Origin of the sequence: Priestia sp. Y58, assembly GCF_029522095.1 — a bacterium.
In the GTDB taxonomy this organism is placed as follows: Bacteria; Bacillota; Bacilli; order Bacillales; family Bacillaceae_H; genus Priestia; species Priestia megaterium_E.
The window spans coordinates 37,076-63,292 of the sequence record NZ_JAKWFL010000009.1 but is presented as its reverse complement, the minus strand read 5'-3'; the positions used below and the strand labels follow the sequence as shown (position 1 = coordinate 63,292).

25 protein-coding genes and 1 riboswitch are annotated in these 26,217 nt (G+C 38.2%); of the genes, 15 read left to right on the top strand and 10 right to left on the bottom strand.

Annotated features, from left to right (window positions below; translation table 11 throughout):
* Positions 1-4: 4 nt before the first annotated feature.
* A complete protein-coding gene (locus MMB68_RS22495; RefSeq protein ID WP_013055111.1) occupies positions 5-481 on the bottom strand; it encodes a hypothetical protein in 477 nt (158 codons plus the stop codon).
* Between the two features lie 287 nt (positions 482-768).
* On the opposite strand from MMB68_RS22495, the gene MMB68_RS22490 reads away from it, so the two are divergent.
* Both MMB68_RS22490 and MMB68_RS22485 read left to right on the top strand, forming a co-directional pair.
* Positions 769-1,923, top strand: a complete 1,155-nt coding sequence (locus MMB68_RS22490) for an endonuclease (protein WP_277549346.1) — start codon at positions 769-771, stop codon at positions 1,921-1,923.
* A 104-nt stretch (positions 1,924-2,027) separates the two neighbouring features.
* Positions 2,028-3,665, top strand: coding sequence for a family 14 glycosylhydrolase (locus tag MMB68_RS22485; protein ID WP_277549345.1), 1,638 nt, complete (start codon positions 2,028-2,030; stop codon positions 3,663-3,665).
* Between the two features lie 49 nt (positions 3,666-3,714).
* On the opposite strand, the gene msrA is transcribed toward MMB68_RS22485, so the two are convergent.
* On the bottom strand, positions 3,715-4,230 hold the full coding sequence (gene msrA / locus MMB68_RS22480; protein ID WP_277549344.1) for a peptide-methionine (S)-S-oxide reductase MsrA: 516 nt from the start codon (positions 4,228-4,230) through the stop codon (positions 3,715-3,717).
* A gap of 367 nt (positions 4,231-4,597) precedes the next feature.
* On the opposite strand from msrA, the gene MMB68_RS22475 reads away from it, so the two are divergent.
* On the top strand, positions 4,598-5,935 hold the full coding sequence (locus MMB68_RS22475) for an ATP-binding protein (protein ID WP_277549342.1): 1,338 nt from the start codon (positions 4,598-4,600) through the stop codon (positions 5,933-5,935).
* Between the two features lie 163 nt (positions 5,936-6,098).
* Entirely contained in the window at positions 6,099-6,995 is an 897-nt protein-coding gene (locus MMB68_RS22470) for an amidase (protein ID WP_277549341.1), read from the top strand.
* Between the two features lie 194 nt (positions 6,996-7,189).
* Here the strand turns inward: MMB68_RS22470 and MMB68_RS22465 are convergent, their stop codons facing one another.
* Positions 7,190-8,746 carry an ABC-F family ATP-binding cassette domain-containing protein gene (locus tag MMB68_RS22465; RefSeq protein WP_221785753.1) on the bottom strand — a complete coding sequence of 519 codons (1,557 nt, stop codon included), beginning with the start codon at positions 8,744-8,746 and terminating at the stop codon, positions 7,190-7,192.
* A gap of 261 nt (positions 8,747-9,007) precedes the next feature.
* Here MMB68_RS22465 and MMB68_RS22460 point away from each other — a divergent pair, with 261 nt between their 5' ends.
* Together MMB68_RS22460 and MMB68_RS22455 are read left to right on the top strand one after the other, a co-directional pair.
* Positions 9,008-9,940: a D-2-hydroxyacid dehydrogenase gene (locus tag MMB68_RS22460; protein ID WP_277549340.1), complete on the top strand. Its 933-nt coding sequence runs from the start codon at positions 9,008-9,010 to the stop codon at positions 9,938-9,940.
* A gap of 99 nt (positions 9,941-10,039) precedes the next feature.
* Positions 10,040-11,125 carry a nitric oxide synthase oxygenase gene (locus tag MMB68_RS22455; protein ID WP_277549339.1) on the top strand — a complete coding sequence of 362 codons (1,086 nt, stop codon included), beginning with the start codon at positions 10,040-10,042 and terminating at the stop codon, positions 11,123-11,125.
* A gap of 48 nt (positions 11,126-11,173) precedes the next feature.
* Here the strand turns inward: MMB68_RS22455 and MMB68_RS22450 are convergent, their stop codons facing one another.
* On the bottom strand, positions 11,174-11,305 hold the full coding sequence (locus MMB68_RS22450) for a YflJ family protein (RefSeq protein ID WP_016762840.1): 132 nt from the start codon (positions 11,303-11,305) through the stop codon (positions 11,174-11,176).
* Between the two features lie 173 nt (positions 11,306-11,478).
* A complete protein-coding gene (locus MMB68_RS22445; RefSeq protein ID WP_075422061.1) occupies positions 11,479-11,928 on the bottom strand; it encodes an RrF2 family transcriptional regulator in 450 nt (149 codons plus the stop codon).
* Positions 11,929-12,144: 216 nt separating this feature from the next.
* Here MMB68_RS22445 and hmpA point away from each other — a divergent pair, with 216 nt between their 5' ends.
* The 4 genes from hmpA (at position 12,145) to MMB68_RS22425 (ending at position 16,451) form a co-directional block, all read left to right on the top strand.
* A complete protein-coding gene (gene hmpA, locus MMB68_RS22440; RefSeq protein ID WP_277549337.1) occupies positions 12,145-13,326 on the top strand; it encodes an NO-inducible flavohemoprotein in 1,182 nt (393 codons plus the stop codon).
* A gap of 72 nt (positions 13,327-13,398) precedes the next feature.
* The gene (locus MMB68_RS22435; RefSeq protein ID WP_221785757.1) at positions 13,399-14,688 is read left to right on the top strand and encodes a lysine N(6)-hydroxylase/L-ornithine N(5)-oxygenase family protein; all 1,290 of its coding nucleotides are present in this window, start codon (positions 13,399-13,401) and stop codon (positions 14,686-14,688) included.
* Positions 14,689-14,832: 144 nt separating this feature from the next.
* A complete protein-coding gene (locus tag MMB68_RS22430) occupies positions 14,833-15,345 on the top strand; it encodes a type 1 glutamine amidotransferase domain-containing protein (RefSeq protein ID WP_264408806.1) in 513 nt (170 codons plus the stop codon).
* Between the two features lie 359 nt (positions 15,346-15,704).
* On the top strand, positions 15,705-16,451 hold the full coding sequence (locus MMB68_RS22425; RefSeq protein WP_277549336.1) for a CAP domain-containing protein: 747 nt from the start codon (positions 15,705-15,707) through the stop codon (positions 16,449-16,451).
* Between the two features lie 238 nt (positions 16,452-16,689).
* On the opposite strand, the gene ade is transcribed toward MMB68_RS22425, so the two are convergent.
* Positions 16,690-18,426 (bottom strand): adenine deaminase, encoded by a 1,737-nt coding sequence (gene ade, locus MMB68_RS22420; protein ID WP_221781205.1) that lies wholly within the window; start codon positions 18,424-18,426, stop codon positions 16,690-16,692.
* Positions 18,427-18,509: 83 nt separating this feature from the next.
* Positions 18,510-18,611: riboswitch (purine riboswitch) on the bottom strand.
* Positions 18,612-18,793: 182 nt separating this feature from the next.
* A complete protein-coding gene (locus tag MMB68_RS22415; RefSeq protein ID WP_013055127.1) occupies positions 18,794-19,021 on the bottom strand; it encodes a DUF1128 domain-containing protein in 228 nt (75 codons plus the stop codon).
* A 176-nt stretch (positions 19,022-19,197) separates the two neighbouring features.
* Here MMB68_RS22415 and MMB68_RS22410 point away from each other — a divergent pair, with 176 nt between their 5' ends.
* The 3 genes from MMB68_RS22410 to MMB68_RS22400 are packed head-to-tail and all read left to right on the top strand — an operon-like array spanning position 19,198 to position 20,903.
* Entirely contained in the window at positions 19,198-19,671 is a 474-nt protein-coding gene (locus tag MMB68_RS22410; protein WP_013055128.1) for a low molecular weight protein-tyrosine-phosphatase, read from the top strand.
* A gap of 39 nt (positions 19,672-19,710) precedes the next feature.
* Entirely contained in the window at positions 19,711-20,049 is a 339-nt protein-coding gene (locus tag MMB68_RS22405; protein ID WP_221785760.1) for a YtxH domain-containing protein, read from the top strand.
* A gap of 14 nt (positions 20,050-20,063) precedes the next feature.
* Complete coding sequence (locus tag MMB68_RS22400; RefSeq protein WP_013055130.1) at positions 20,064-20,903, top strand: YihY/virulence factor BrkB family protein; 840 nt, start codon at positions 20,064-20,066, stop codon at positions 20,901-20,903.
* A gap of 229 nt (positions 20,904-21,132) precedes the next feature.
* Here the strand turns inward: MMB68_RS22400 and MMB68_RS22395 are convergent, their stop codons facing one another.
* On the bottom strand, positions 21,133-23,052 hold the full coding sequence (locus MMB68_RS22395) for a heavy metal translocating P-type ATPase (RefSeq protein ID WP_221785761.1): 1,920 nt from the start codon (positions 23,050-23,052) through the stop codon (positions 21,133-21,135).
* A 224-nt stretch (positions 23,053-23,276) separates the two neighbouring features.
* On the bottom strand, positions 23,277-23,426 hold the full coding sequence (locus MMB68_RS22390; protein WP_013055132.1) for a BH0509 family protein: 150 nt from the start codon (positions 23,424-23,426) through the stop codon (positions 23,277-23,279).
* Positions 23,427-23,634: 208 nt separating this feature from the next.
* Between MMB68_RS22390 and MMB68_RS22385 the strand changes: the two genes are divergently transcribed.
* Positions 23,635-23,952 (top strand): ArsR/SmtB family transcription factor, encoded by a 318-nt coding sequence (locus MMB68_RS22385; RefSeq protein ID WP_221785762.1) that lies wholly within the window; start codon positions 23,635-23,637, stop codon positions 23,950-23,952.
* A 15-nt stretch (positions 23,953-23,967) separates the two neighbouring features.
* Positions 23,968-24,894, top strand: coding sequence for a cation diffusion facilitator family transporter (locus MMB68_RS22380; RefSeq protein WP_221785763.1), 927 nt, complete (start codon positions 23,968-23,970; stop codon positions 24,892-24,894).
* 15 nt (positions 24,895-24,909) lie between these two features.
* Here the strand turns inward: MMB68_RS22380 and MMB68_RS22375 are convergent, their stop codons facing one another.
* A complete protein-coding gene (locus MMB68_RS22375) occupies positions 24,910-26,094 on the bottom strand; it encodes an MFS transporter (protein ID WP_221785764.1) in 1,185 nt (394 codons plus the stop codon).
* Positions 26,095-26,217: the final 123 nt, after the last annotated feature.

The following is a 26,217-nucleotide window of genomic DNA, read 5'->3' as shown; positions in this document are numbered from 1 at the left end:
AAGCTTATAGGCGGCGGAAGCCTTCTTCAAACAAATAATCTTCTGCTTCTTCGTAAGATAGAAATGCTGCCTCTAAATTCAAGCCAGAATAAACATTCCACAGGTCATCTTCATGAACAAGTAAAAGCGTTGCATTGTCTGGGCCGTTCCAGCGCTGTTCATTTCCATTCCCTACAATAGCTTCTTCTCTAGCTGTATCAGGAAGGGTAGACAAAGATTCAATAGAAGCTTCAATAATTGAGCGAAGCTCTTCTTCTGTATAATCACGGATATTTACAAGACCTTTGTCATTTGTTTCATATCCTTTTAAAAACCCTGCATATACAAATCCATTTCCGTTAGGGTGCAGATGATGCACAACAACCGTTTTATCGTACACGCTTTCTTCATAATGAAAATTCACGCGTCCTAAAGATACATCTTTTCGATGCAGCTCTGGAAACGATGAAATAATAGCTAATTTTTCGTCAAAACTAAGCATAGACAATCCTCATTTCTATTTAAATCATTTCATTTTCTGAAATGGTATAAGCTCTTTTACGATTCGGTTGATTATACCATATATAAAGAAAGACACATAATGCTTTTTCCAATGTGGACTTTTGAAAATATAACCCTTTGCATAAAGTGGCTGTCACTGTAAAGAAGAATACATCTTTTTCACTATAAAACTTAACAAAAAATAGGCAGGGAATTCACAGTGAAAAAATAATATAAAGAGGTGGAAGAAAACTAGTTTTCAAACCTATCATAAGGAGGAATAAAAAAGTGAAATTATACGCTCTGTGTAAAAAAACATGGGCAATGTCCCTGCTTATTTTTGCTCTTTTAGTAAGCTTAACTCCTGTTAGTCAAGCAGCCGAATTTTTATCTGTTGCACAAGCTCTTGAGAATCAAAACAACACTGTACAAACGGTTAAAGGATATATAGTAGGTCAACCTATAGCCACATCTACAGTTATTACGAGCAATTACCCAAACGATTATGCACTTGCTCTTGCTGACAGTGCAAATGAAACCAATACAGACAAGATGGTGTACGTTCAAATTCCTTCAAATTTGCGAAGTACATTTGGACTTCAAAGTCACTCGGAGTTAAAAGGGAAAAGTCTTACTGTTAAGGGCACACTCACTCCTTATTTTTCACACCCAGGAATAAAATCAGTTACTTCTATCAGTACAGAAACAGGAGGAACTGATCCGACTCCAGATCCCACAGAGCCAACCGTTCCAGTAGAAGACTATTATCGTACCGCAGCTGGAAAAACAGGAAATACCTTGAAGACAGAGCTTCATAACATTATTGATCATCACACAGAACTGTCGTATTCAGCCGTATGGGAAGCTTTAAAGAAGACGGATGAAGATCCAGCTAACGCAAATAACGTTATTTTGCTCTATACGGGGCGTTCACAGGCTAAGAGTACAAATGGAGGCGGAGTGGACGATTGGAATCGTGAGCACGTCTGGGCAAAGTCTCACGGGGATTTTGGAACAGCTATGGGGCCTGGAACAGATCTTCATCACTTACGTCCAACCGATGTGTCTGTAAACAGTACGAGAGGAAACTTAGATTTTGATAACGGAGGGACGGAACATAGCGAAGCACTCGGAAATTATTTTGACAGTGATTCTTGGGAACCTCGAGATGAAGTAAAAGGCGACGTGGCTCGTATGTTGTTTTATATGGCCGTGCGCTATGAAGGCGATGTAAGTGATGAACCTGACTTAGAACTTAATAACACAGTAAATAATGGCACTGCTCCTTATCACGGGAAATTATCTGTGCTTCTTCAATGGAACGCCCAAGATCCAGTAGATGATCGAGAACGACGTAGAAATGACATTATTTATTCAGACTATCAGCATAATCGCAACCCGTTTATTGACCATCCTGAATGGGTGAATGAGATTTGGAACTAATGAAGGAGGCGTCCTGACAGGGCGTCTTTTTTTATAAAAGAAAAAGGAAAAAACTAAAATCCGCCGAATACCTATAGGTGATTTTGAAAAAATGGAGGGAAGCTATGAAACAGCTATGTAAAAAAGGATTGGCTTTTATTTTAGTACTTATTTTTGTTAACGCTTTCATTTCGAATCCACTTAACGGAGCGGCTGCCGTAGATGGAAAATCAATGAATCCAGGTTACAAAACCTATTTAATGGCGCCTTTAAAAAAGGTAACAGACTATACAACATGGGAAGCGTTTGAGAACGATTTACGCAAAGCGAAACAAAATGGATTTTATGCAGTGACAGTAGACTTCTGGTGGGGAGATATGGAGAAAAACGGCGATCAGCAGTTCGATTTTTCCTATGCGCAGCGCTTTGCTCAAGCTGCTCGTAATGCAGGTATAAAGATCGTTCCCATTATTTCTACTCATCAGTGCGGAGGCAATGTAGGAGATGATTGTAACGTGCCGCTCCCATCTTGGGTATGGAACTTAAAAAGTGATGATAGCCTTTACTTTAAATCTGAAACGGGAACGATAAATAAAGAAACGCTAAGCCCTCTTGCAACAGACGTTATTTCTAAGCAATATGGGGAGCTCTACATGGCATTTGCGCAAGCGTTAGCACCTTATAAAGACGTGATTGCTAAAATCTATTTATCAGGAGGCCCTGCAGGTGAAATTCGTTATCCGTCCTATACAGCAGCAGACGGAACCGGCTATCCGTCTAGAGGGAAATTTCAAGTGTATACGAACTTTGCCAAAAGCAAGTTTCAATCATATGCTTTGACTAAATACGGTTCACTCACCGGCGTTAATCAAGCGTGGGGAACCAATTTAACGTCTGCATCGCAAATTTTACCGCCATCAGATGGCTATCAGTTCTTAAAAGATGGTTATTCAACAGCTTATGGAAAAGATTTCCTTTCATGGTATCAAGGAGCTTTGGAAGATCACACAAAACGTATTGGACAGTTAGCTCATCAGGCTTTTGATTCCACCTTTAACGTACCAATCGGTGCAAAAGTGGCAGGAATCCATTGGCAGTACAATAATCCGACGATCCCTCATGCTGCAGAAAAACCAGCTGGATACAATGATTATAACGGGCTTTTGGACGCGTTTAAAACAGCTAAATTAGATATCACCTTTACATGCTTAGAAATGACGGACAGCGGGAATTATCCGGAATATTCTATGCCAAAGACGCTTGTACGCCAAGTAGCAGGTATTGCGAATGCAAAAGGAGTTGTTTTAAACGGAGAAAATGCTTTAACTATAGGCAGTGAAGATCAATATAAGAAAGCAGCCGAAATGGCCTTTAACTATAATTTTGCAGGATTTACTTTGCTTCGTTTCTACGATGTTATTAACAATGATACGCTGCTGGGGCAATTTAAAAATACGTTGGGCGTTACACCACTTGCGCAAACGGTTGTAGTAAAAAATGCGCCAACTGCATTAGGAGAAACGGTTTATATTGTTGGAGACAGAGCTGAGCTAGGTCAGTGGGATACGTCCATTTATCCAATTAAATTAACATACAATTCATCGACAGCTGATTGGAGAGGCACCGTCTATTTTCCTGCCAGTCAAAATGTTCAATTTAAAGCAATTGTGAAGAGAGCTGATGGATCGTTAAAAGCATGGCAGCCTTCGCAGCAATATTGGAGCGTGCCGTCAACAACAACGACTTATACAGATAATTGGTAAAACAAAGCCGCATAGCACTTGCTATGCGGCTTTATTTTGAACACAAGAATTATTTCCAGTTCGCTTGAATAAATTCATCTCGACCGGACTTAGCGCGGTCTTCTTTATAATGCTTTGGATTTTTCTTATGGAAATCTTGGTGATACTCTTCGGCTTCATAAAACGTAGAGGCAGGAAGAATGCTTGTTACGATTGGTTTTTTAAAACGTCCGCCTTCTGCGACCTCTAGCTTCGTCTCTTCAGCTGCTTGTTTTTGGCTGTCGTTATGGTAAAAAATTGCTGTTCGATACTGCGAGCCGCGATCTTGGAATTGACCTCCATCATCTGTTGGATCAATTTGCGGCCAATAAAGATCTAATAAACGTTTATACGGAAACACTTCAGGATCAAATGTGATTTGAACCACTTCGTAGTAACCGCTTGTTCCAGATTTTACTTGCTCATAAGTAGGGTTATCCACAGTTCCCCCCATATATCCTGATACAATGCCGTGAATACCTTCTAGCTCTTCAAAAGGTGTAACCATACACCAGAAACAGCCACCTGCAAATGTAGCTTTTTCCATACGTAATCCCTCACTTAATCCGTTGTTATGAAGGGTATTATAACAAATTTATATTGAAACAGCTAGAAAAGGGTTTGTAGTCTGTGTAAAAGCTGTGGATAAAGATAAATATCCACAGCTTTTACACAATAAACTCGACTGTTTTGAAGATTGAAAAATGAAGGAGAGAATAAAGAAAAAATGATAGAATAGATAGGATGTATATATCGATTTAGAAGAAATTGCACAACAGAAGTACAATCTACGGATTGGACTTTGGTGTGCTGATGGCATCTAGATAAATAAAGTTAGTACGCAGTAACAAGAGGTAAGAAACAGCATATTCACGCTGTTAAATAAATATACAAAGATAATAGGAGAGTTGAATATGTTACAAGATAATCTCATCCTAGAGCACTATGGATTAAACGAATTAAATTTTGATACGATCAAAAGCTACCGGGATCGGTTTGCTGAAGTAAAACCAGCTCATCCTTGGAATGCGCTTGAAACAAAAGAGTTTTTATACAAAGTAGGAGCTTGGGGAAAGGTTAGAGATACCCATAAAGAAGGAGTCACACTCGCAGGCCTGCTTTTATTCAGTGAAGAACGGATTATCACAGAAGTTTTACCACAATACTTTTTAGAATACCGGGAAAATAAAGGAAACGAAGAATGGACAGAGCGCTTTACCTCTCAAGACGGGACGTGGTCAGGAAATATTTTTGATTTTTATTTTCATATTCATGAAATTGTTCGTAATAGCGAACCTCAGCCGTCAATCGCTTCCTCTTTAACAGAAGTTTTGATTAATATGCTTATTCATGCAGATTATAATGGCGAGGGCGGCGTTATTTTAGAAAAGCAACCTTCTCATTACGTTTTTTCTAATCCAGGTCTTTTATTAGTACCTACAGATTCAGTTTTTAGCAATACCGTTAGTCAGCTTCGAAACCCAAATATCGTTAAGCTATTCAGTTTACTAGGGCTATGTGAACGTTCGGGCTCTGGTTTGAAAAAAGTAAAGCAAAATTGGAGCCTGCATCATTATAAAACGCCAGTTATTGATCAAGATGTTTCTATGCATCGCACAGTGGTCACGTTATCTCTGTCCACTCAAGAAAGACAGGTAAGTTCTTCTGAAAAAGACACTTATAACACTTCTATAGCCGATTTGGGAAATAATTTTAAAGGTGTCGAAAAATATCAAAATACACCTGAAAACAATGTCGAAATCGACTCCTATAATAATAATCATAACTCCTATAATAAAGACTTAATAGAGGAGTTTGAGTCATATAATAACAGTGTTAACTCCTTCAATAAGGAGGATAACTACTATAATAGAGAGAGCAACTTATATAATAACGGTGTTAACTCCTATAATAATAATCATAACTCCTATAATAATGAGCAAGAAGAGGATTCTTCTAATTTGGTAAATGTAGAGAATATTGATGCGAAGCTATGGGATATTGCAGCGCTGGCTCGTGAAAAAAAACGGCTTTCGCCGAATCAGATGGAACATATTATTCTTGAGTTATGTAAAGAAAAACCGCTCATGCTTAAAGAGTTTGCTTATTTACTAGAAAGAACGCCGGATGGAGTACGTAATAATTATTTAACAAAGCTATTACGAAAAGGACAATTACAATTGAAATATCCAAATCAGCCAAACCATCCAAAACAGGCATATTTATTTAATAAGAAAGATATAGAGAAATAAATCAAGCAACCGATAGAACATATAGAGATTAAACTGCAAAAAATTGATAAGGAGGAGTTTGCTAAAAGCTACAGATTTAAGGGGAAAATTCCCCATAAAGTTGTGCCAAGCTGTCAGACTCTCTTTATGTGAGTTCTGGCTCGTATAAAGGAGGAAAAAGAGTGTGAAAAGCAAGTGCGTTCTTATTTTTCTGGTGGTTGTATGGCTGTTTAATATGGGGAAAGGAATAGGATGTGGATCAAAGGTGAATGCAGAGATGAATATATCGCTGTCAACGTGGGTTTGGGATACAAAGAAATGGATGCTGAACCAAGAAGCTATCCTCGAAAAGCTTCAAGAAAAAAAGGTGACAAACGTTTATTTGCAAATTGATACTCACCTTTCACCTTCCGTATATAGGCATTTTATCCAACAAGCACAAGCCAAGGGCATAAGTGTTTACGCACTTGACGGCGCTCCTTATTGGATAGGGCCTTCTGGTATAGAAGAGCAGGAAGCATTTTTTAATTGGATAACAGCTTACCAAGCAGAAGCAGACGAGCAACACCAATTTTCAGGGATTCATTTGGATGTAGAGCCTTATTTGTATAAAAGTTGGAAAAGTAATCGCGCGAAAAGTATTCTGCAATATCAATATGTTATTTCTCAAGCCGCTGTACAGTCTCATGAGTTACACTTGCCCCTTGCTGTAGATATACCGTTTTGGTTTGACGAAGTTCCATTCAAAAATAGCAACGGTTCCGGTTCACTGGGGCAGTGGGTTATTCAGTACGCTGATAAAGTTACAATTATGGCGTACCGAAACCACGCAGATAAAGAAAAGGGTATTGCTGACATAACAGAAAATGAACGCAAGTGGGGACGTGTACTATCCACTCCGATTGAAATAGGGGTAGAAACGATGGCTTCAGATGAAGGAGAATACATTTCTTTTTCTGCTAAAGGAGAAGAAAAGATGATGCAAGAGCTGGGTATGTTGCTTATGGAGTGTCAAGCTGAAAATCCTCCAAGCAGTATAGCTGTTCATTATTTTGATAGCTGGCTACAGATGAAGCCATGACAATGAAAAGACCGCTGCATCGCTGCAGCGGTCTTTTTGGGTTTAGGGAGTATAGATACAATATAGCCATTTTCTTAAAAGACTATACATAAAAAAAGTAACCATTTAAAAAATGGCTACTCACACAAAGGGGGGGAACTTAATCTTATCATTCCCACTTTTTCTAAAAGATATGCTTCTTTTAACCCATTTTTTTAAAATAATTTAGTCGTCCAAGATTCGCAGTTCCACACGTCTGTGACAACATCTTGATAAAATTCAGGTTCGTGGCAAATAATTAAGATACTTCCTTTGTATTCTTTTAAGGCTCGTTTTAATTCATCTTTCGCATCTACATCTAAGTGATTTGTAGGCTCATCCAGTACAAGAATGTTGGTTTCGTTGTTAATCAGCTTACATAGACGAACTTTTGCTTTTTCTCCACCGCTTAGAACTTCTACTTTACTTTCAATATGTTTTGTTGTTAAGCCGCATTTAGCTAGAGCTGCACGAATCTCGTATTGGGTAAAGTGAGGAAACTCATTCCATACTTCTTCAATACACGTATTGTAATTAGCCGTTTTGATTTCTTGTTCAAAATAGCCAATATGCTGGTAATCTCCTTTTTCTACAGAGCCTGAAATCGGTTTAATTTCTCCTAAAATACTTTTTAAAAGAGTTGTTTTCCCGATTCCATTTGCTCCTACAAGGGCAATCTTTTGACCTCGCTCCATTTTTAAATTCAGTGGCTTAGAAAGCGGCTCTTCGTATCCAATGACTAAATCAGATGTTTCAAAAATTAATTTGCTTGAAGTACGAGCACCCTTAAAGTTAAACTCTGGTTTTGGACGCTCCTGAGCTAGTTCAATTACTTCCATTTTATCGAGCTTTTTTTGACGGGACATGGCCATATTTCGTGTCGACACACGGGCTTTGTTTCTCGCTACGAAATCTTTTAAATCTGCCATTTCTTGCTGTTGTTTTTTATAAGCTGCTTCAAGCTGCTGTTTTTTCATCTCATATACTTTCATAAAATCGTCGTAGTCTCCTACATAGCGATTTAACTCTTGGTTTTCCATATGATAAATTAAATTGATCACGCTATTTAAAAATGGAAGATCGTGAGAAATTAAAATAAAGGCATTTTCATATTCTTGCAAATAGCGTCGCAGCCACTCAATATGCTGTTCATCCAAATAGTTTGTAGGCTCATCAAGTAAAAGAATTTCTGGTTTTTCAAGCAGCAGTTTGGCTAATAATACTTTCGTACGCTGTCCGCCGCTTAAATCCTGTACATCGCGATCTAAGCCGATATCTTCTAACCCTAATCCGCGTGCAATTTCTTCGACTTTTGCATCGATAACGTAAAAGTCATTGTTTGTTAAGAGGTCTTGAAGCGTCCCGACTTCTTCTAATAGTTTTTCTAGTTCTTCTGGTGATACATCTGCCATTTTCTCATAGAGGCCATTCATTTGAGCTTCTAAATCAAATAGATATTGAAAAGCACTTTTTAGTACATCACGAATAGAAAGGCCGCGCTCTAATACTGTGTGCTGATCTAAATAGCCAACGCGCACTTTTTTAGACCATTCTACTTTTCCAGCATCCGGTTCTAGCTTGCCTGTAATGATGTTCATAAATGTTGATTTACCTTCGCCGTTTGCTCCAATTAAGCCGACGTGTTCACCTTTTAACAATCGAAATGATACATCGTTAAAAATCGCACGGTCACCAAAACCATGGCTTAGATTTTTTACGTTTAATACACTCATGCTGACACACCTTTTCTTTTAAAATATCTATCGTACGTTTCGTTATAAACAAATTGATTCATAACGATTATAGCGAACTTATATACATAAATCCATATGAGTTTTCCAGCCTTGAAAGTCATATAAAATTCACTCGCGTCTTCCTTTCACTTCATTCATACTATATATATCAATGTAGAAAATCCTTCATGACGAAGGGACGGTTATGTCGAATCATTCAAATAGAGTATATAAAAGAATAAAAAGGCAGGGGGAAAAGAAATGAACATTTATACGATACTAGTGGCAGGAAGAATGCATAAAGAGCTGGAGGAGATAATCAAACAAAAGCAGCTGTCTCAGACGTTTCGATTTATGGAAGAACAAGACGTTACAGTTGAAGATTTAAACTGGGCTGACGCGCTTTTATCCTTCGGTCCAACGAATTGCTTTGAAGATCATAGCTTTAAATGGATTCATTCTCTCGGCGCAGGAGTCGATCGGTTCTTGGAAAGTGGGAATTGGAAAAAGAATGTGATGTTAACGCGTACGGTTTGTTCATTCGGTCAGCGAATCAGTGAATATTGTCTTAGCTATATGCTAGCTGAACTTCAGCACCACGGACAGTTTCAGCATCAGCAAAAACAAAAGCAGTGGAAAGTGGTAGAGCCTAAGCAGCTTTCTACTCAAACGGTCATAATTTACGGAACAGGTGAAATCGGCGGGCGTCTTGCAGCCGTTTTAAAATCTTTTGGTGTACGAGTAATAGGTGTATCTAAAAGTGGAAATGAAAAGCCGTCATTTGATCAAGCGGTCTCGATTTCGAAGGAAAAAGAATTGCTAAAAGAAGCCGATTGGATTATTAGTACAATGCCGCTAACACATGAAACAAAAAGCTACTTTGATCCAAAATGGATGAATGTAGTTGAAGATGCATACTTTATAAATGTTGGACGAGGAGCAACTGTAGATGAAAATGCGTTAGTAGAGGCTATTGAGCAAAAACGTATTCGAAAAGCATACATAGACGTGTTTGAGCATGAGCCGTTAACGCAAGAATCTTCTTGGTGGGATCATTCAAACATCATCATAACACCTCATATTTCAGCGGTGACTACGCCTGAAGAAGCCGTCGAGTGCTTTGTTGAAACGCTGCAAAAAGTTGAGCAAGGCGAATTGCCTTCTAACTTGGTTAATATTGAAAGAGGCTATTAAAGCATTATGATGCGCGTTTCCGCTACGAGAATGGTATACTGAAACTTGCTTTTCTTGAACGAAAAGAATGAAATCTGTTCTTCTAGGGGGGAACAAACGTTGAAGCAAGAAGAATTATTTGAACAAGCACGTGTATTTATAGAGACGTGTTACGCTGAACTTGAAAAAAGCGAAGCGGATAAAAACAAGCGGTTAAAAGAAATCCATCAGCAAATTATGTCACTCGGACATTATGATCATACATTTGAAGAGTTAGAGCACGGAGCTCGTATGGCTTGGAGAAACAGCAATAAATGTATCGGACGACTATTTTGGCAATCGCTCAATGTATTTGATAAGCGAGATGCGAACAAAGTTGAAGAGGTAAGAGACGCCCTTTTTCACCATATTGAATATGCAACAAATGACGGGAAAATCCGCCCTACTATTACGGTGTTTAAACCGAAAATGAAAGCAAAAGAGCCGGTTAGAATATGGAATCATCAGCTAATCCGCTATGCTGGGTATGAGACGGAATACGGTACGGTAGGAGATCCTGATTCTGTTGCGTTCACGGAGGTTTGCCGAAATTTGGGGTGGGAAGGTGAGAAAACGCATTTTGATATCCTTCCTCTGGTACTGCAAGTGAATGAAGAGTCGCCTCGATATTTTGAGATTCCAAAACATTTAGTGAAAGAAGTAGCGATTACGCATCCAGAACTTCCTGAATTTGAAGACTTACAGTTAAAATGGTACGCTGTCCCGATGATTTCAGATATGAAGCTAGAAATTGGAGGGATTGATTACGTCGCGGCACCGTTTAATGGATGGTACATGGGGACTGAGATTGGGGCGCGAAATTTAGCGGATACGTATCGCTATAATCAGCTTCCAAAAATAGCCTCTATGATGGGATTGAACATGGATTACAACGCGACGCTTTGGAAGGACAAAGCTCTTGTTGAATTAAACGTTGCAGTGCTTTCTTCTTTTAAACGAGAAGGCGTTAGCATTGTAGACCATCACACTGCTGCTCAGCAATTTCACTTGTTTGAAGAAAGAGAGCAAAAAAATGGCCGCGAAGTGACTGGGAACTGGACGTGGTTGATTCCACCGGTTTCGCCAGCTACCACGCATGTTTTTCATAAGCCTTATAAAAATAAAGTATTATCACCAAATTATTTTTATCAAGACGCTGCTTATTAAATGAACAAAAAAGAGAGTACACATGTGTACTCTCTTATTACACGTTAATTAATTTTTGTGTTTATCAAGCAAGTTAGCAAGTACATATGTTTTGTACTTTTCTACTTTGCGGCCTTCGTGGTTGCGAACTCCTCGTTTTTTAAGTTCCTCAACATACCAACCTTTGCTTCCTACGTGCATACTCAAACACCCTTTCGTCATTTTTTTAGGATGAACAGAATGAGGTTCATTGTCTGCTCGAATGGAGACATCTTGTCTTTCCAATACGTGCCTCATTGTAACATCTTTTATTTTATGATGAAAGGGAAAAAGGTTAAAAAAACGAGAATGATTTCAAGTGAATTCTAGTTTACTCATTCCTCGTTTTTTTGAGATAGAAGGAGGAGGTTTAATTCATCTTTATTTTGAATTAGATCTTCTAGCGTATATTGATCTAACACCTTAATGAAGGCTTGCATGGCTTCATGTAAAACACTTTTTAACTTACAGACGGGGCTAATAACGCAGAAGTTTCCTTCACGATCAAAACATTCAACGATATGAAAATCTTCTTCTGTTTGACGTACCACTTTTCCAATATTAATGTCTTTTGGAAGCTGAGCTAAACGAATACCGCCGTTTCGTCCTCGGATCGTTTCAATTAAGCCAAGTTTTCCAAGCTCGTGAATGATTTTCATAAGATGGTTTTTTGAAATATTATACGCTTCAGCAATTTCTTTTATATTGCTTAGTTTATTGTTATCGCGAACGCCTAAATATAATAAAACTCGCAGTGAGTAATCTGTATATTGTGTGAGCCTCATCTTTTTACCTCTTCTCTTATCAGCAGCTGATATATCTATAATAGCATGTCTATATCTAAGAAATACAGAAAGAATGCTCACATTTTTGACGAGGTGAATTTGTGAACATTTCTTTAAATGTGTATATAAAATATATCTTTTTAAGTAGGATATGAGTATTATAAAGATGTATTAAAAATATATCTTTTAAAAATGAATCTTTCGGAGGCGAAAGTTATGAAACAAACAACTATTTCTATTGTAAAAAGTACAGTTCCGGTTTTAGAACAGCATGGTCAAGCAATTACAACTCGTTTTTATGAGATGCTTTTTGAACAGTATCCTTCTTTAAAAAATGTATTCAACCAAACAAATCAAAAAACAGGCCGTCAGCAAATGGCGTTAGCTAATACAGTTTATGCCGCTGCGCAGTACATCGATCGGCTTGAAACGCTGCTTCCAGTTGTAAAGCAAATCGCTCATAAACACCGCAGTATCGGCGTAAAAGCAGAGCACTATCCAATTGTCGGAGAGTTCTTATTAAAAGCAATTAAGGATGTTTTAAAAGAAGCTGCGACCGATGAGATTATGGAAGCTTGGAAAGAAGCATACGGTGCCATTGCGGACGTATTCATAAGTGTGGAGCAAGAGTTATATGAAGAAGCCGAAGAAAAAGGATGGAAAGATTATAAAAAATTAATGGTTCATAAAAAAGTAAAAGAAGCAGAAGACGTGTACTCGTTTTATTTAGTATCACCTGATCAAAAAGCATTGCCTGCTTTTCTGCCAGGTCAATATGTGAGTGTACGAATTCCTGGTCAAGAATATTTATCCATTCGCCAATACAGCTTATCTGGCTATCCAAACCAACCATACTACAAAATTACGGTAAAAAAAGAAAAGCAAATGGAAGACGGGGTCGTGTCAACTTATTTACATGATCAATTGAAAGAAGGAGACTTGCTTGAAGTCAGCGTTCCAGCAGGAGATTTTGTCTTAAAAGAAAATAATAAATCAGTGTTTATTAGCGGAGGTGTAGGAATTACTCCAATGATGTCAATGCTTCATCAAGCTCTGGAAAACAATCAAGAAGTAACATTTATTCACAGTGCTAAAAATGAGCAGTTTCATGCAATGAAACGAGAGCTTCAATCGTTGTCAGAGACATATACGTTTGAACAACACGTTTTCTATAGTCAAGCGCAAACAGCTCAGCATGATGAACATATAACGTATGGTCGCTTAACTAAAAAAGAGCTAGCTAAATATGCCGGCGATAAATATGCATATTATTATGTTTGTGGATCTTCTTCATTTACGCAAATGGTGTTAGAAGGCCTAGCTGAAATGGGTATTTCCCAAGAAAATATCATGTATGAATCGTTTGGCCCGAAAATGAGTATGACTCCTTCCGCATAAATGTATGGAAAAAGGGTAAAAAGCTAACAGTAGACAATACTGTTAGCTTTTTTTATGAAAGGGAGTTTAAAGATGACAAATAAGCAGTATGACATGGTGGGAATAGGAATAGGACCTTTTAATTTAGGCTTAGCGGCTCTTGCTGAGCCTCTTGATGAAATTGATGCCGTCTTCTTTGATAAAGAAGAGAAATTTGAATGGCATCCGGGCATGTTAATTGACGGCACGGACTTGCAGATTCCGTTTCTGGCAGACTTAGTTACATTTGCGGATCCAACAAGCCCCTATTCTTTTCTAAATTATATTCACAAGCAAAAACGCTTGTATCCGTTCTTTTTCTTTAATCGTTTTGATATTCCGCGTCAAGAATACAACGAGTACGCAAAATGGGTAGCGGAGCAGCTATCTTCCTGCCACTTTTCTTCAAAAGTTGTGGACGTGATACCGAAAAATGAAGAAGAGTATTATGAAGTAAAGGTAGAAACACCTGAGGGAATTCAAACGGTAAATGCTAAACACGTTGTAATGGGAACAGGAAGCATTCCACTTGTGCCTCCGGCTTTTGAAGAAAAGCTGAATGAGCATATTTTACACAGCAGCGGCTATTTACATAAAAAAGAAGAGGTTCAAAAAGGAAAACATGTAACGATAGTTGGTTCAGGGCAAAGTGCTGCCGAGATTTTTCTGGATTTACTAGAAGAACAGACTGAACATCATTACCACCTTACATGGTTTACAAGATCCTCTAATTTTTTTCAGCTTGATCAATCCAAGCTTGCTCAAGAGTTATTTTCGCCAGACTATGTAGATTACTTTCATTCGCTGCCTTTTGAGGAACGTACAAGTACGGTAGAAGATTTAAATCCTTTACGTCACGGAATTGAATCTTCTACCTTAACGAAAATCTATGATTTACTTTATCATCGTTCACTTAAAGGAAAAGTACCCGTTACGATTCAATCTTCGACTGAAGTAAGTGATATTCATAAAAAAGGAAATGGATATGAGCTCGAGTGCAAACAATTAAAGGCTGAACGCTCTTTTCAATACGAAGCGGATCGTTTAATATTGTCCACGGGCTATAAGCCGAAGATTTCACCGTTCATCGAACGAATAAAAGAAGATATCGAATGGGAAGATGACAAGCGTTTCAAAGTCACAAAAGATTACCGGCTTGTCTTTAAACAACCCCGTAGCCACCACTTCTTTACGTTAACCAATATCGAACATTCACATGGATCTGGCGCAACAAATCTTGGTTTATCCGTTCAGCGCAATCAGCGTATTCTGAACGTGATTGCAGGAAGAGATGTGTACCCAGTTCCAGAAGAGACGACGTTTCAGACATTTAATTTGTTTTGAATTTCTGCTTTATAAAAATCTTCAATGTGGTTTTTTGGTTATTGTAGAAAAGCTTTTTACTCATAAACTATGTTTAAAAGAATAGTGTACGGGTATTTTATTTATAGAACATTAGTACACAAATCAATTAAGGAGTTGCTTAGAATGAGTAAGAAAATTGCAGTATTAGTAACAGATTTATTTGAAGATGTGGAATATACAGATCCAGCCAAAGCCTTTGAAGAAGCAGGCCATACGCTAACAAAAATCGACGTTAAAACAGGTGAAGTAACAGGTAAACAAGGCGAAACAACATTAACAATTGATAAAGCAATTGCGGATGTAAAACCAGAAGATTTTGACGCATTGTTTTTACCGGGAGGTTTCTCACCAGATATCTTGCGTGCGGACGATCAAGTCGTAGCTTTCACAAAATCATTTATGGATGAAGGCAAACCGGTTATGGCTATTTGTCACGGACCACAGCTGCTAATCAATGCTGAAACATTAAAAGGACGTGACGTAACTGGTTTCAAATCAATTGCTATTGATTTGAAAAATGCAGGTGCAAACTTCCATGACAAAGAAGTGGTGGTATGCGGTAATCAACTAGTTACAAGCCGTACACCAGACGATATGGAAGCATTCGTACGTGAATCAGTAAATGTCTTAAAATAAGTAAATAATATTAGTAAAACTTTCTGTAAAAGGCGATAACAGGGTGGTTTACCACTCTGCTGTCGCCTTTTTTATATGTAACGATTTTGACGAGGAATTTACAGTTATATTACTGCATTGGATCAAGCGGTTTCTAAAAGAATATGAAAACCCTTTACTATCAATAGATAGAAGCCACGTAACAAAATCGAAATATTTTTTACATAAATGAAAGTATAATTTTGGTAGCTTAAAAGACGTTGCGAGTTTCATAGTTTTCATGCAACAATGAGGGTGCATCACGAGATTGGCTTGCTACAAGCTTAGATGCGTTGCGGTTTTACAAAAAAACTTTATTATCACATAGGAGGATTTCAAACATGAAGAAAAGGTTTCGTATTGCCACTGTCGCAGGTGCCGTATCATTAGGATTACTAACAGCAGGACAAGCAAATGCAGCAGCTCCTGATTGCAACACTCCAAAACAAATTACTATTAAAGATGCTCAAGCAGCACAAAATATAAATGTAGACGAGCTATTAAAGAAATTTAACGCTCAAGGACAATCTGCTCAAGCAGCAGCTCCACAACAAGAAACACAAGCACCAGATCAAGCTGAAGCAGCTCCACAGGAACAAGCACAAGCACCAGAGCAAAGTGAAGAAGCAAAAGCTCCGGAGCAAACACAGCAAAACACAAAAGCTCAACAATCAGAAAATACTGATAAAGCAGAACAAACAAAAGATGCTAGTCAATTCGAACAAAAGGTCGTAGATTTAGTGAACCAAGAGCGTGAAAAACAAGGTCTGAAACCTCTAACACTTAACAAAGAATTAAGTGACGTTGCACGCACTAAATCAAAAGATATGATGGATAAAGGTTACTTTGACCACAATTCACCAACGTATGGTTCACCATTTGATATGATGAAACAATTTGGCATTGAATATACAACTGCAGGTGAAAATATTGCAAAAGGTCAGCAATCTCCTGAGGATGTAATGAATGCTTGGATGAATAGTGACGGTCACCGCAAAAACATTCTAAACCCTGATTTTACTGAAATTGGTGTTGGATACGTAAAAGGTGATACTACGTACTGGACTCAACAATTTATCGGTAAGTAATACAAAAAGAGCAGGATATACCTGCTCTTTTTTGCGTTTTTAGCTGTCCAATTTGGGTATAGTAAAGTAAGAACACGTAAAGGAGTGCCTTAAATTGGGACGTATAGTAAAAAAAATTCTAGTCGCTGTTTTTCCTATCCTGTTAAAAGAAGGATATCGTCATTATAAAAATCGTAAAACTCGAACTACCCCGTCTAAAGGATATAAATAAAAAGGACTCGAAAGAGTCCTTTTTATTTTATGCTTGAACAGGGATATGCTTAAATTCTTTTACGTTAAATAATCCTTTGTCGGTTAATTTTAGACATGGAATAACAGGTAAGCTCAAGAAAGATAAAGTCAGCAACGGATTGAATTTCTGTGAGATATCGAGATCATGAAGAGCTCCGTGAAGCTGCTTAAGTAAGCTGTTCACTTCATTGTAAGGATGAGGTGACATTAATCCTCCGATGGAAAGAGGGAGGGAGCCAATCACTTCATTGCCTTTTACAATAACAATACCTCCGCCGATTTCTTCAATTGCCGCAATTGCTTTTGCTAAATCCTCGTCATTTGTTCCTACCGCTACGATGTTATGTGAATCGTGAGCAATCGTAGTAGCAATCGCTCCGTCCTTTAACTGAAATCCTTTTACAATTCCAAGACCAATATTTCCTGTCAGATGATGACGCTCAACAACCGCCATTTTCAGCTGATCGTTTTCTATAGAAGGCTGAAATTCATTTTGTTTCACCTGAACTTCTTCTACAATATGATTTGTAAGCAAGCTGTTTGGATTAATTTCAATAATATTAGCGCGATTGTGCTGAAGTGGTATCGTAAGTTTGTTGATAGAAAACTCTTTCAAATGAACAGAATTCATTAGTTCTGTTGGAAGATCAATTTGTTCTTCATGAACAGAAAGCATCTCTCCATTTTCAGCAATGATCTCTCCGTTTTGATAGACGTGTCCTGCAGATATATCGGTTAAGTCGTCGAATAGAATAAAATCAGCTTTGTAACCAGGAGCAACGGCACCTCTATCTTTTAACCCGTAGCATTCGGCGGCATTTAATGAAGCCATTTGAATAGCAATTAATGGATCCAGCCCGAGTTCAATAGCAAAACGAACATTATAATCAATAGAACCTTCCGTTAATAAATCATCTAGGTGTTTGTCATCTGTACAGAATAAAAATCTGCGTGCGTTGCGTTCATTTACAGCGGGTAATAATTGCTTCAAATCTTTAGCGACAGAACCTTGGCGGATCAGAACATACATCCCGCGCTGAATACGTTCAATTGCTTCTTCTGCTGTTACGCATTCATGATCTGTTGAAATGTTAGCGGTACGATAAATATTAACGCCCGTAGCATCTAACCCTGAGCCGTGCCCATCAATTACGCCATTTGCATCGTTAGCTGCTTGTAATTTATCGAGCATATCGTTATCTCCATCTCGCACAGCAGGGAAATCCATCACTTCTGCTAATCCAAGCACGCGAGGGTGAGAGAAAAATGGCGCTAAGTCAGCTGCTTTTAAGACGGCTCCAGAGCTTTCAAAAGGAGTTGCTGGAACGCTTGAAGGTAAGTTCACAAATACGTCTAAAGGAATGGAATCCGAGTTTTGAAGCATAAATTCAATGCCAGATTTCCCTGAAACATTCGCAATTTCATGAGGGTCCGTTACGACAGTTGTGACGCCTCTAGGTACAAGAAGTTTTGAGAACTCTTTAGGTGTAACCATTGATGATTCAATGTGAACGTGTCCATCAATGAATGTAGGAGAAATGTATTTTCCTTTTGCATCCACGACGTTATTCCCATCGTATTGACCTATTCCAACAATCACTCCATCTGCAATCGCAATATCGGCTTCAATGATGGAAAGCGTAAAGACATCGATAATTTTCCCGTTTTTCACTACAAGATCTGCAGGTATTTTTTTATTAGCAACAGCAAGCTGTTTTTTTAAGGTTGTTTTTGTATTTGACATGAATGTGACTCCTCTCATTGTATAACTGAATAACAATGAAGGACTATGTAAGGGAGAACATAAAGAAGAATAAAAATGCAGTATGAATGATGTTCAACCCTCGTAGTCCAACTATTTACGGTAGTTCGGTAGAAACTCTTGGACCCTATTTCCAAGACTATACGAGCTTTAGGTATTTCGATACATTCTATAGACAAATAATAAAAACGTCAATTCCTAATAAAAAAGAAAGATTTTTGGGAATATTTCATCTATGTGTATGTAAACGATTTAACTCTTATTTGCTCGCTAAAAGGTGCAGCATTCATGTATAGAAAAAAATGTAGAAAAAACCGTCAATGGCTATTAGTCATTGACGGAGTTGTCATTAAGCTTGTTTACGCAGTGTACCTAATTCTTCCGCGATCGCTTGCATTTCACTTGGGCTAAAAGAATCTTTTCTCATTACCATATCGTATAAGTACTTTAAGTCTTCATACATTTCTTCGTCAAAAGCTTCAGCTTTAATTGCTCCGATATTTAGCATGCGCAATTTTTCACTAATGCTATCGACCATATGTTTAATATTCTCTGGAGATTTTACTGATAAATCCACTTTGTTCATCCTTCCAGTTGCGTTTTTTTTATTGTAACATGTTTTTATCGTGTGAACACTTTTATGTCAGGTTCTTATCCACAGAAGAGTGGAAACGATATAAATAAAAGAAAACTATTTTTTAGTTTAAAAATGATTGTATATAATGTTTGTAATAAGGGAAAGGAGTCGAGACTATGATTAACGTATTATTCGTTTGTTTGGGAAATATTTGTCGTTCACCGATGGCAGAAGCGGTTTTTAAAGATATGGTGAAGAAAAAAGGGCTAGAAGGACAAATTCACGTAGATTCTGCAGGCACAGGAGGCTGGCACAAAGGCAATCCTCCTCATGAAGGGACGCAGTCTATTTTAACGAAAAACAACATTGATTTTAAAGGGCAAACAGCAAGACAAGTGATTCAAGAGGATGTAGCTAAATTCCATTATATTATTGGAATGGATGTCGAAAATGTAGGAAATCTGAGAAGGATGGCTGGACATACTAAAACAGGTTATATTGCAAGGCTTTTGGATTTTGTGCCCGATTTACATATTGAAGATGTGCCTGATCCTTATTTCACGGGAAATTTTGACGAAGTATATGACTTAGTTCAAGAAGGATGCAAGGCTCTTTTAGACGAAATTATAGAGAAGCATTTCTCGGAATAAGCGATACTTAAAAAATAAAAAACGGAGGAGAAACGACAAATGGGTAAACGAAATAAGCTAGTAGAAGGTATTGTCATTGGAGCAATTATAGGAGGAGCTGTTTCTTTATTTGATAAAGAAACAAGAAGCTCCGTCATTCAAGGAAGTAAAAAACTGAAAGACAAAACAACAAATCTTATTCAGCACCCTGAACTTGTAACGGATACTGTCAAAGAGAAATATGAAACCATCCGTACGACCATCGAGCAAGTTTCTGAAGATGTATCATTTGTAGCAGGAAAAGTAGAAAAGTTAAAAGAAACAACGCCTCAGGTGATGGAAATTGTAAACGATACAAAAGAAGCATTTGTGGAGAAGTATGGTGATGAACAAAAATAAATAAGGAGGCACATATGGCTGGAATGTACATGAATAACATCGTAAGGTTTGGCAAAGAACTGATGGGCCGCATTCATCGAGATGAGCTCCCCAGTTTATCAGCTGAATTGGCTTATTATCTGCTGCTCTCGCTATTTCCTTTTTTAATTTTCTTAATTACGCTGATTGGATTTTTGCCATTGGAATCAACAGACCTGCTTGACTTGGTCGAAAATGTAGCGCCACAGCAAACGCTGCACATGATTGAAAGCAACGTTTCCCATATCATTGGTTCTCATAATGAAAAGCTATTGTCCTTTGGTATCATTGCGACGATGTGGTCTGCTTCAAATGGAATTAATGCGATTGTAAGAGCATTTAACCGAGCGTATCACGTACAAGAAAATCGGCCTTTTTTAGTGGCGAGAGGTATGGCAGTTCTCCTTACTTTTGCGATGATATTTGTTATTATTGTAGCGCTTTTACTTCCGGTTTTCGGTCATATGATTGGTCTTTATTTATCGTCTACGTTTGGGTTTTCAGAAACTTTTCTCGCTTTATGGTCTGCTTCCCGCTGGATTATCAGCGGTCTCATTTTGTTTACTGTTTTTACGGGGTTATATTACTTTGCTCCTAATAAAAAGCTGCTGATTCGAAATGTGGTAAAAGGAGCGGCTTTTGCTACGGTCGGATGGACAGTGGTATCGATGCTGTTTGCGTATTACGTAAATCATTTCAATAACTATACAGCTACATATGGAAGCTTGGGCGGAATTATTATCTTGCTTATTTGGCTGTACCTATCGGGGATGATTATCGTTATTGGAGGAGAAATTAACGCTATTTTCTACGACCGTCGAGTTAAATCTTCATAGTCACAAATTGGGATGAAATCATTCGCAAGATATGAGCATACTAACAAAGTGAAAGGGAGGTTTTACATCATGACAAAGCATACAAAAAAAGACGGAAGCAATACAAAGCAAAATAAAAAGAGCCAGCCAAAGCATAAAACAAGCAACAGCCAAAACGGACAAAACGGTTACCATTAAGGCATTGATTTCCATAATAAAAAGCCTAACAAATACGTTAGGCTTTTTTGCGTTAAGATTTTAGCAAGCGAAGGCCGTTTAATATAACTAAAATGGTGCTGCCTTCGTGACCTATAACACCAAATGGCATATCAAGCACTTGGAAAAAATTCGAACAAATTAATAAAAAGATGACGGCAATAGAAAAAATAACGTTTTGCTTCACAATTGAGTTCATTCGTCTGGAAAGAGCTACTGCATCCGAAATTTTTGATAAATCATTTTTCATTAAAACGATATCGGCTGTTTCAAGTGCCACATCCGTTCCTTCTCCCATGGCTACTCCCACGTTAGCAGTAGCCAGAGCAGGTGCATCGTTAATGCCATCTCCCACCATTGAAACGGTAGGGAATTTTTCTTTTAACGCTTTAATTTTATCTACTTTCGCTTCAGGCAAACATTCTGCAATGTATTCATCGACTGCACATTCTTTTGAAATGGCTTCGGCTGTTTTTTCGCTGTCTCCTGTAATCATGACGGTATGAATACCCTGTTCTTTAAGAGATTTAACAGCGTCTACAGCTTCTGTTCGTACAACGTCTTTTAGCGCAAGCAATCCTACGATACCATGCTGGTCTTTTGCGTACACAATCGTTTTTCCTTCACTGGCAAGCGTAGATGAAATCCCATTTTCAAATTCAGCTGCATCTTTTTTACCTACAAAATCTGCTTTTCCTATCTTCCACGTATCTCCTTGAAGAGACCCAATGACACCATATCCGGGAACGTCTTCAAGCGAATCTGGCTGAACGAGCGTCAATTCCTGCTTATTTTTCACAAAGTCAACAATGGATTGAGCAAGCGGATGATTGGACTGACGTTCAATTGATGCGATTTTAACAAGAAATTCCCGTTCGTTCATATCAGAACGGACAATAACATTTGTTACTTCTGGCTTTCCTTTTGTTAACGTTCCTGTTTTGTCAAAAGCGATTGCGCTTAAATGGCTTAACCTTTCCAAATGCACGCCCCCTTTAAACAAAATTCCTTTTTTTGCTCCGTTTGAAATAGCAGACAGAGAAGCAGGAGTGATAGATGCAACCAAGGCGCAAGGAGACGCTACAACTAAGAGAATCATTGCACGGTAAAATGTCTCGGTCCAGCTCCATCCAAGCACATAGTGTGGGAGAAATAGCATAACTGCTACAACCGATAGAACAATTTTTACGTATGTGCCTTCAAATCGTTCAATAAACAATTGAGAAGGCGACTTTTCACTTTGAGCCGTTTGAACAAGTTGAATGATCTTTTGAAACAGCGTCTCAGCGCTTGGCTTTGTCATTTTAATGGTAATGGCGCCCTTCACATTCACCGTGCCCGCGAATACTTCATCATCGAGCTGTTTTAGTACAGGAACAGATTCCCCTGTAATAGCAGCCTGATCAATCGTTGTTTGACCTGAGACAACAATACCATCGGATGGCACTCGTTCACCCGGCTTAACTAGCAGCAAGTCACCGATTTGTAAATCCGAAATCGATACAATTTCTTCTTGATCTCCAATCAGACGCGTTGCTTCTTGCGGCTGTAAATTCATCAAGGCACTAATTTCTCGGTTGCTTTTATTCATGGTGTACGTTTCTAATGCACCGCTTAATGCAAAAATGAAAATAAGCATAGCACCTTCTGTCCAGTAGCCAATTACAGCCGCTCCAATGGCTGCAATAATCATTAACATTTCGACATTCAATTCTTTATTTTCAATCGTTTCTTCAATGCCTTCTTTTGCTTTAGCAAATCCGCCTATCACGTAAGCTAATACAAAGAGCGTAATAGATACAGCAGTATCCTGCTGTTTTGACAGCAGCCAGCCGGCTAAAATCAGCACGCCGCTTAACAGTGCAGCAATGAGTTCACCATGTGTTTTTAATACGTTGACAGCAGAAGACGTTTGAGGCGTTTGTTCTTGTTTTTTAGGTAACGCATTTTCCATACAAATCCTCCTTGAACGATAATTGAGAAGAATAATCACAATCATTACCCCTAAAAAAACACGAAAGCTGCCATCTCAGCGATAGCAGCACATTTTTTCAGTTCTTCTCTTTTAAATTGGGATATTTAGTATAGTATAGCACGGAACAAGCAAGGAGGTAACAGCTAACGCTTAAAAAATAAAAACAGAATGCAGCTGGACGTCTGCATTCTGTAAAAAACGTACTACATATCTAAATGTTCTTCATAATATTTATAAGCGGAAGTGTAAATGTGCTCGATATCAGCATCCGTCATGTACATTAAGGTTTCACGGTCAATCCCCTTCATTGTTTCAATAAATGTAATCATGTTTTTGCGTTCTTGTCTGCTCATTTATTATTCTCCTCTCCGTCTGTTTTAATACAGTTTATTATATTTAATTGTATTATATAACAGAAAAAGTATTTTGTGTGGATTTTTTTAAAAAATAGGCAAAAAAATTTTGAAAGACGTAAATAATTGACTATATAGAAAAAGGTGTTTTATAATTTATATATGAACATATGCTCATATACTTGCATATAATGAACGGAGAGATGTTATGAAAAAAGATGAACATTCGTTTTTATCACCTCAAACAGTAGAAGAAGCATCAAGAATACTAAAAGCTATTTCAGATCCTACGAGAATGAAAATTCTTTATTTGCTATTTCAAGAAGAGTGTTCAGTCGGTCATATGGTTGAAGTGCTTGGTGTTTCACAATCAGCTATTTCACATCAGTTAACTCACTTGCGTCATTTACGTTTAGTAAAATATCGCCGTGAAGGGAATACGTATTTCTATACGTATGATGATGAACACGTGGTTGGAATACTTCATCAAGTAATTCAGCACGTAGAATGCGCACATAAGGAATAAAAGGAGGGGCTTTGCATGAGTCATGATCATCACCACCATCATCATGGTCACCATCACCATTTTGATACACAGCGTGAAGGCAACAAAAAAGGTCTGTTAATTGCACTAATTATCACAGCGGGTATTATGGTTCTTGAGTTTGTTGGAGGGCTTTTTACAAATAGTCTAGCGTTGTTATCCGATAGCGGACACATGCTGTCTGATACAAGCTCACTTGCTCTTAGCCTTGTAGCGATATGGTTTGCTAACCGAGCCGCATCGGCTAAAAAAACGTACGGTTATTATCGGTTTGAAATATTAGCGGCTCTTTTTAACGGAGTGGCACTGTTTGTAATAGCAGGATTTATCATATATGAAGCCTATCAGCGCGTATTAGAGCCGCAGTCTGTAGCAAGCGGCAGCATGATGCTGATTGCTACTGTTGGTTTAATTGCTAATTTAATCAGCGCCTGGTCACTTATGAGACAAGGGGATGTAAAAGGAAACGTAAATTTACGCAGCGCTTACTTACACGTATTGGGAGATGCTTTAGGATCTATTGGAGCTATTGTAGCGGGGCTTCTTATGATGCTCTTTGGATGGTATGTTGCTGACCCTATTATTTCTGTAGTTGTGTCTGTATTAATTTTAAAAAGCGCATGGGGCGTGCTTGCTCATAGTGTTCATATTTTGATGGAAGGCTCTCCTGAAGGAGTGGATCACAGTGAAATAAAAAACCTTCTTGAAAACATTGAAGGAGTCAAAGATGTGCATGATTTACACATTTGGACGATTACTTCAGGACTGGACTCATTGAGCTGTCATATGCGCGTAGAAGATGAAAAAGATTGTCAGCAAATTTTGCAAAAAGCCATCGATTTAGTACATGATCACTGCAGCATTGAGCATGCGACGATTCAAATTGAAAAATCAGCTCTTCAGCATCGAACCCTAAAAGTTTAAAAAACAAGCGAGAACCTATAGGTTCTCGCTTGTTTTTTGCTGCATAGGCATTTTTTGTCCGAATACAAAAAGAATAATAAAAATAAAGCCAAGCATCCCGCTAATAATATTAAAAAAGCTGATATGGTGAAAGAACTGAATAAACGTGCCCCCTATGTAAGGGCCGGCAAGGCTTCCGATACTAAAAGCAATGCCGCATAGTAAATTACCTGTAGGGAGTAGACGAGCAGGAATCAAATCCGTCATATAGCTGATTCCTAAACTAAACGTAGAGCCTACAACCATGCCCGCTATAAATAAACACGCTATTAATGGAATAGCGGTGTCTTCCAATAGACTTGCTGTAAAAAACGTCACGGCTCCAAGTGATAAAATCCATCCTAATACCGGCTTTCGTCCCAATTTATCGCTCAGTATGCCAAGAGGAAGCTGAAATACAATAGCTCCAACTGCAAAGGAAGTCAAGAGGAGTGAAATAAACTCTACTTGCAACCCGATTCGTAAGCCATATACAGGAAAGCTTCCGTTCAGTGATGATTCTAAAAATCCGTATCCAAAAGGCGGCAAAAAAGCAATCCAAGCATACTTAGCCGCCTTAGAAAATCGCTTAGCCGTTTCTTTTAATGAATTAACCTCCACTTCCTGTAGAGGAAATTCATTTTTTATCAAAAATAAAAACACCCACGTTAGAAGACATAGAGCGGATGAAATCATAAAAGGCAGCGCTTGATTAATCTCAATTAACGGCGTCATTAAAGGGCCAACCGCAAAACCAATACCGAAAAAAAGCCCGTACAATGAAATGTTTCGACCTCGTTTATCAGCAGGAGAAGATGATGTAATCCAGGTTTGAGTACCAAAGTGCAGCGCGTGATCTCCTATTCCAATAAATAAACGGAGCACAAACCAAAAAACAACAGATTTCCACAAAGGAAACAAAGCTAAAGATACAATAACTAAAAGTCCTCCTGCTGCAATAATTGGTTTATATCCGTATTTACGAAGCGGCGCTTCCATGAACGGAGAAATAAACAAGATGCCTAGGTACAATCCAGTTGCGTTTAATCCGTTTATAGTAGAGGAAAGGCCGTCTTTCTCAAAAATAATAGCAATTAAAGGCAGCAGCATACCTTGGCTGAATCCAGAAATGGCGACAAGGCTGACTAAAATCCAGAAACGTTGTTTATGAGTACCACTCATAGCATTCAACCTCTTTTTATCTATATTTTGTCAATCTAACTGTTTAATCGTACAAGGAAAACGCTTTATTGACAAGGATGTAGACGTGCTGTGCCGTTAATTTGACATCTTTGTATAAGAAGA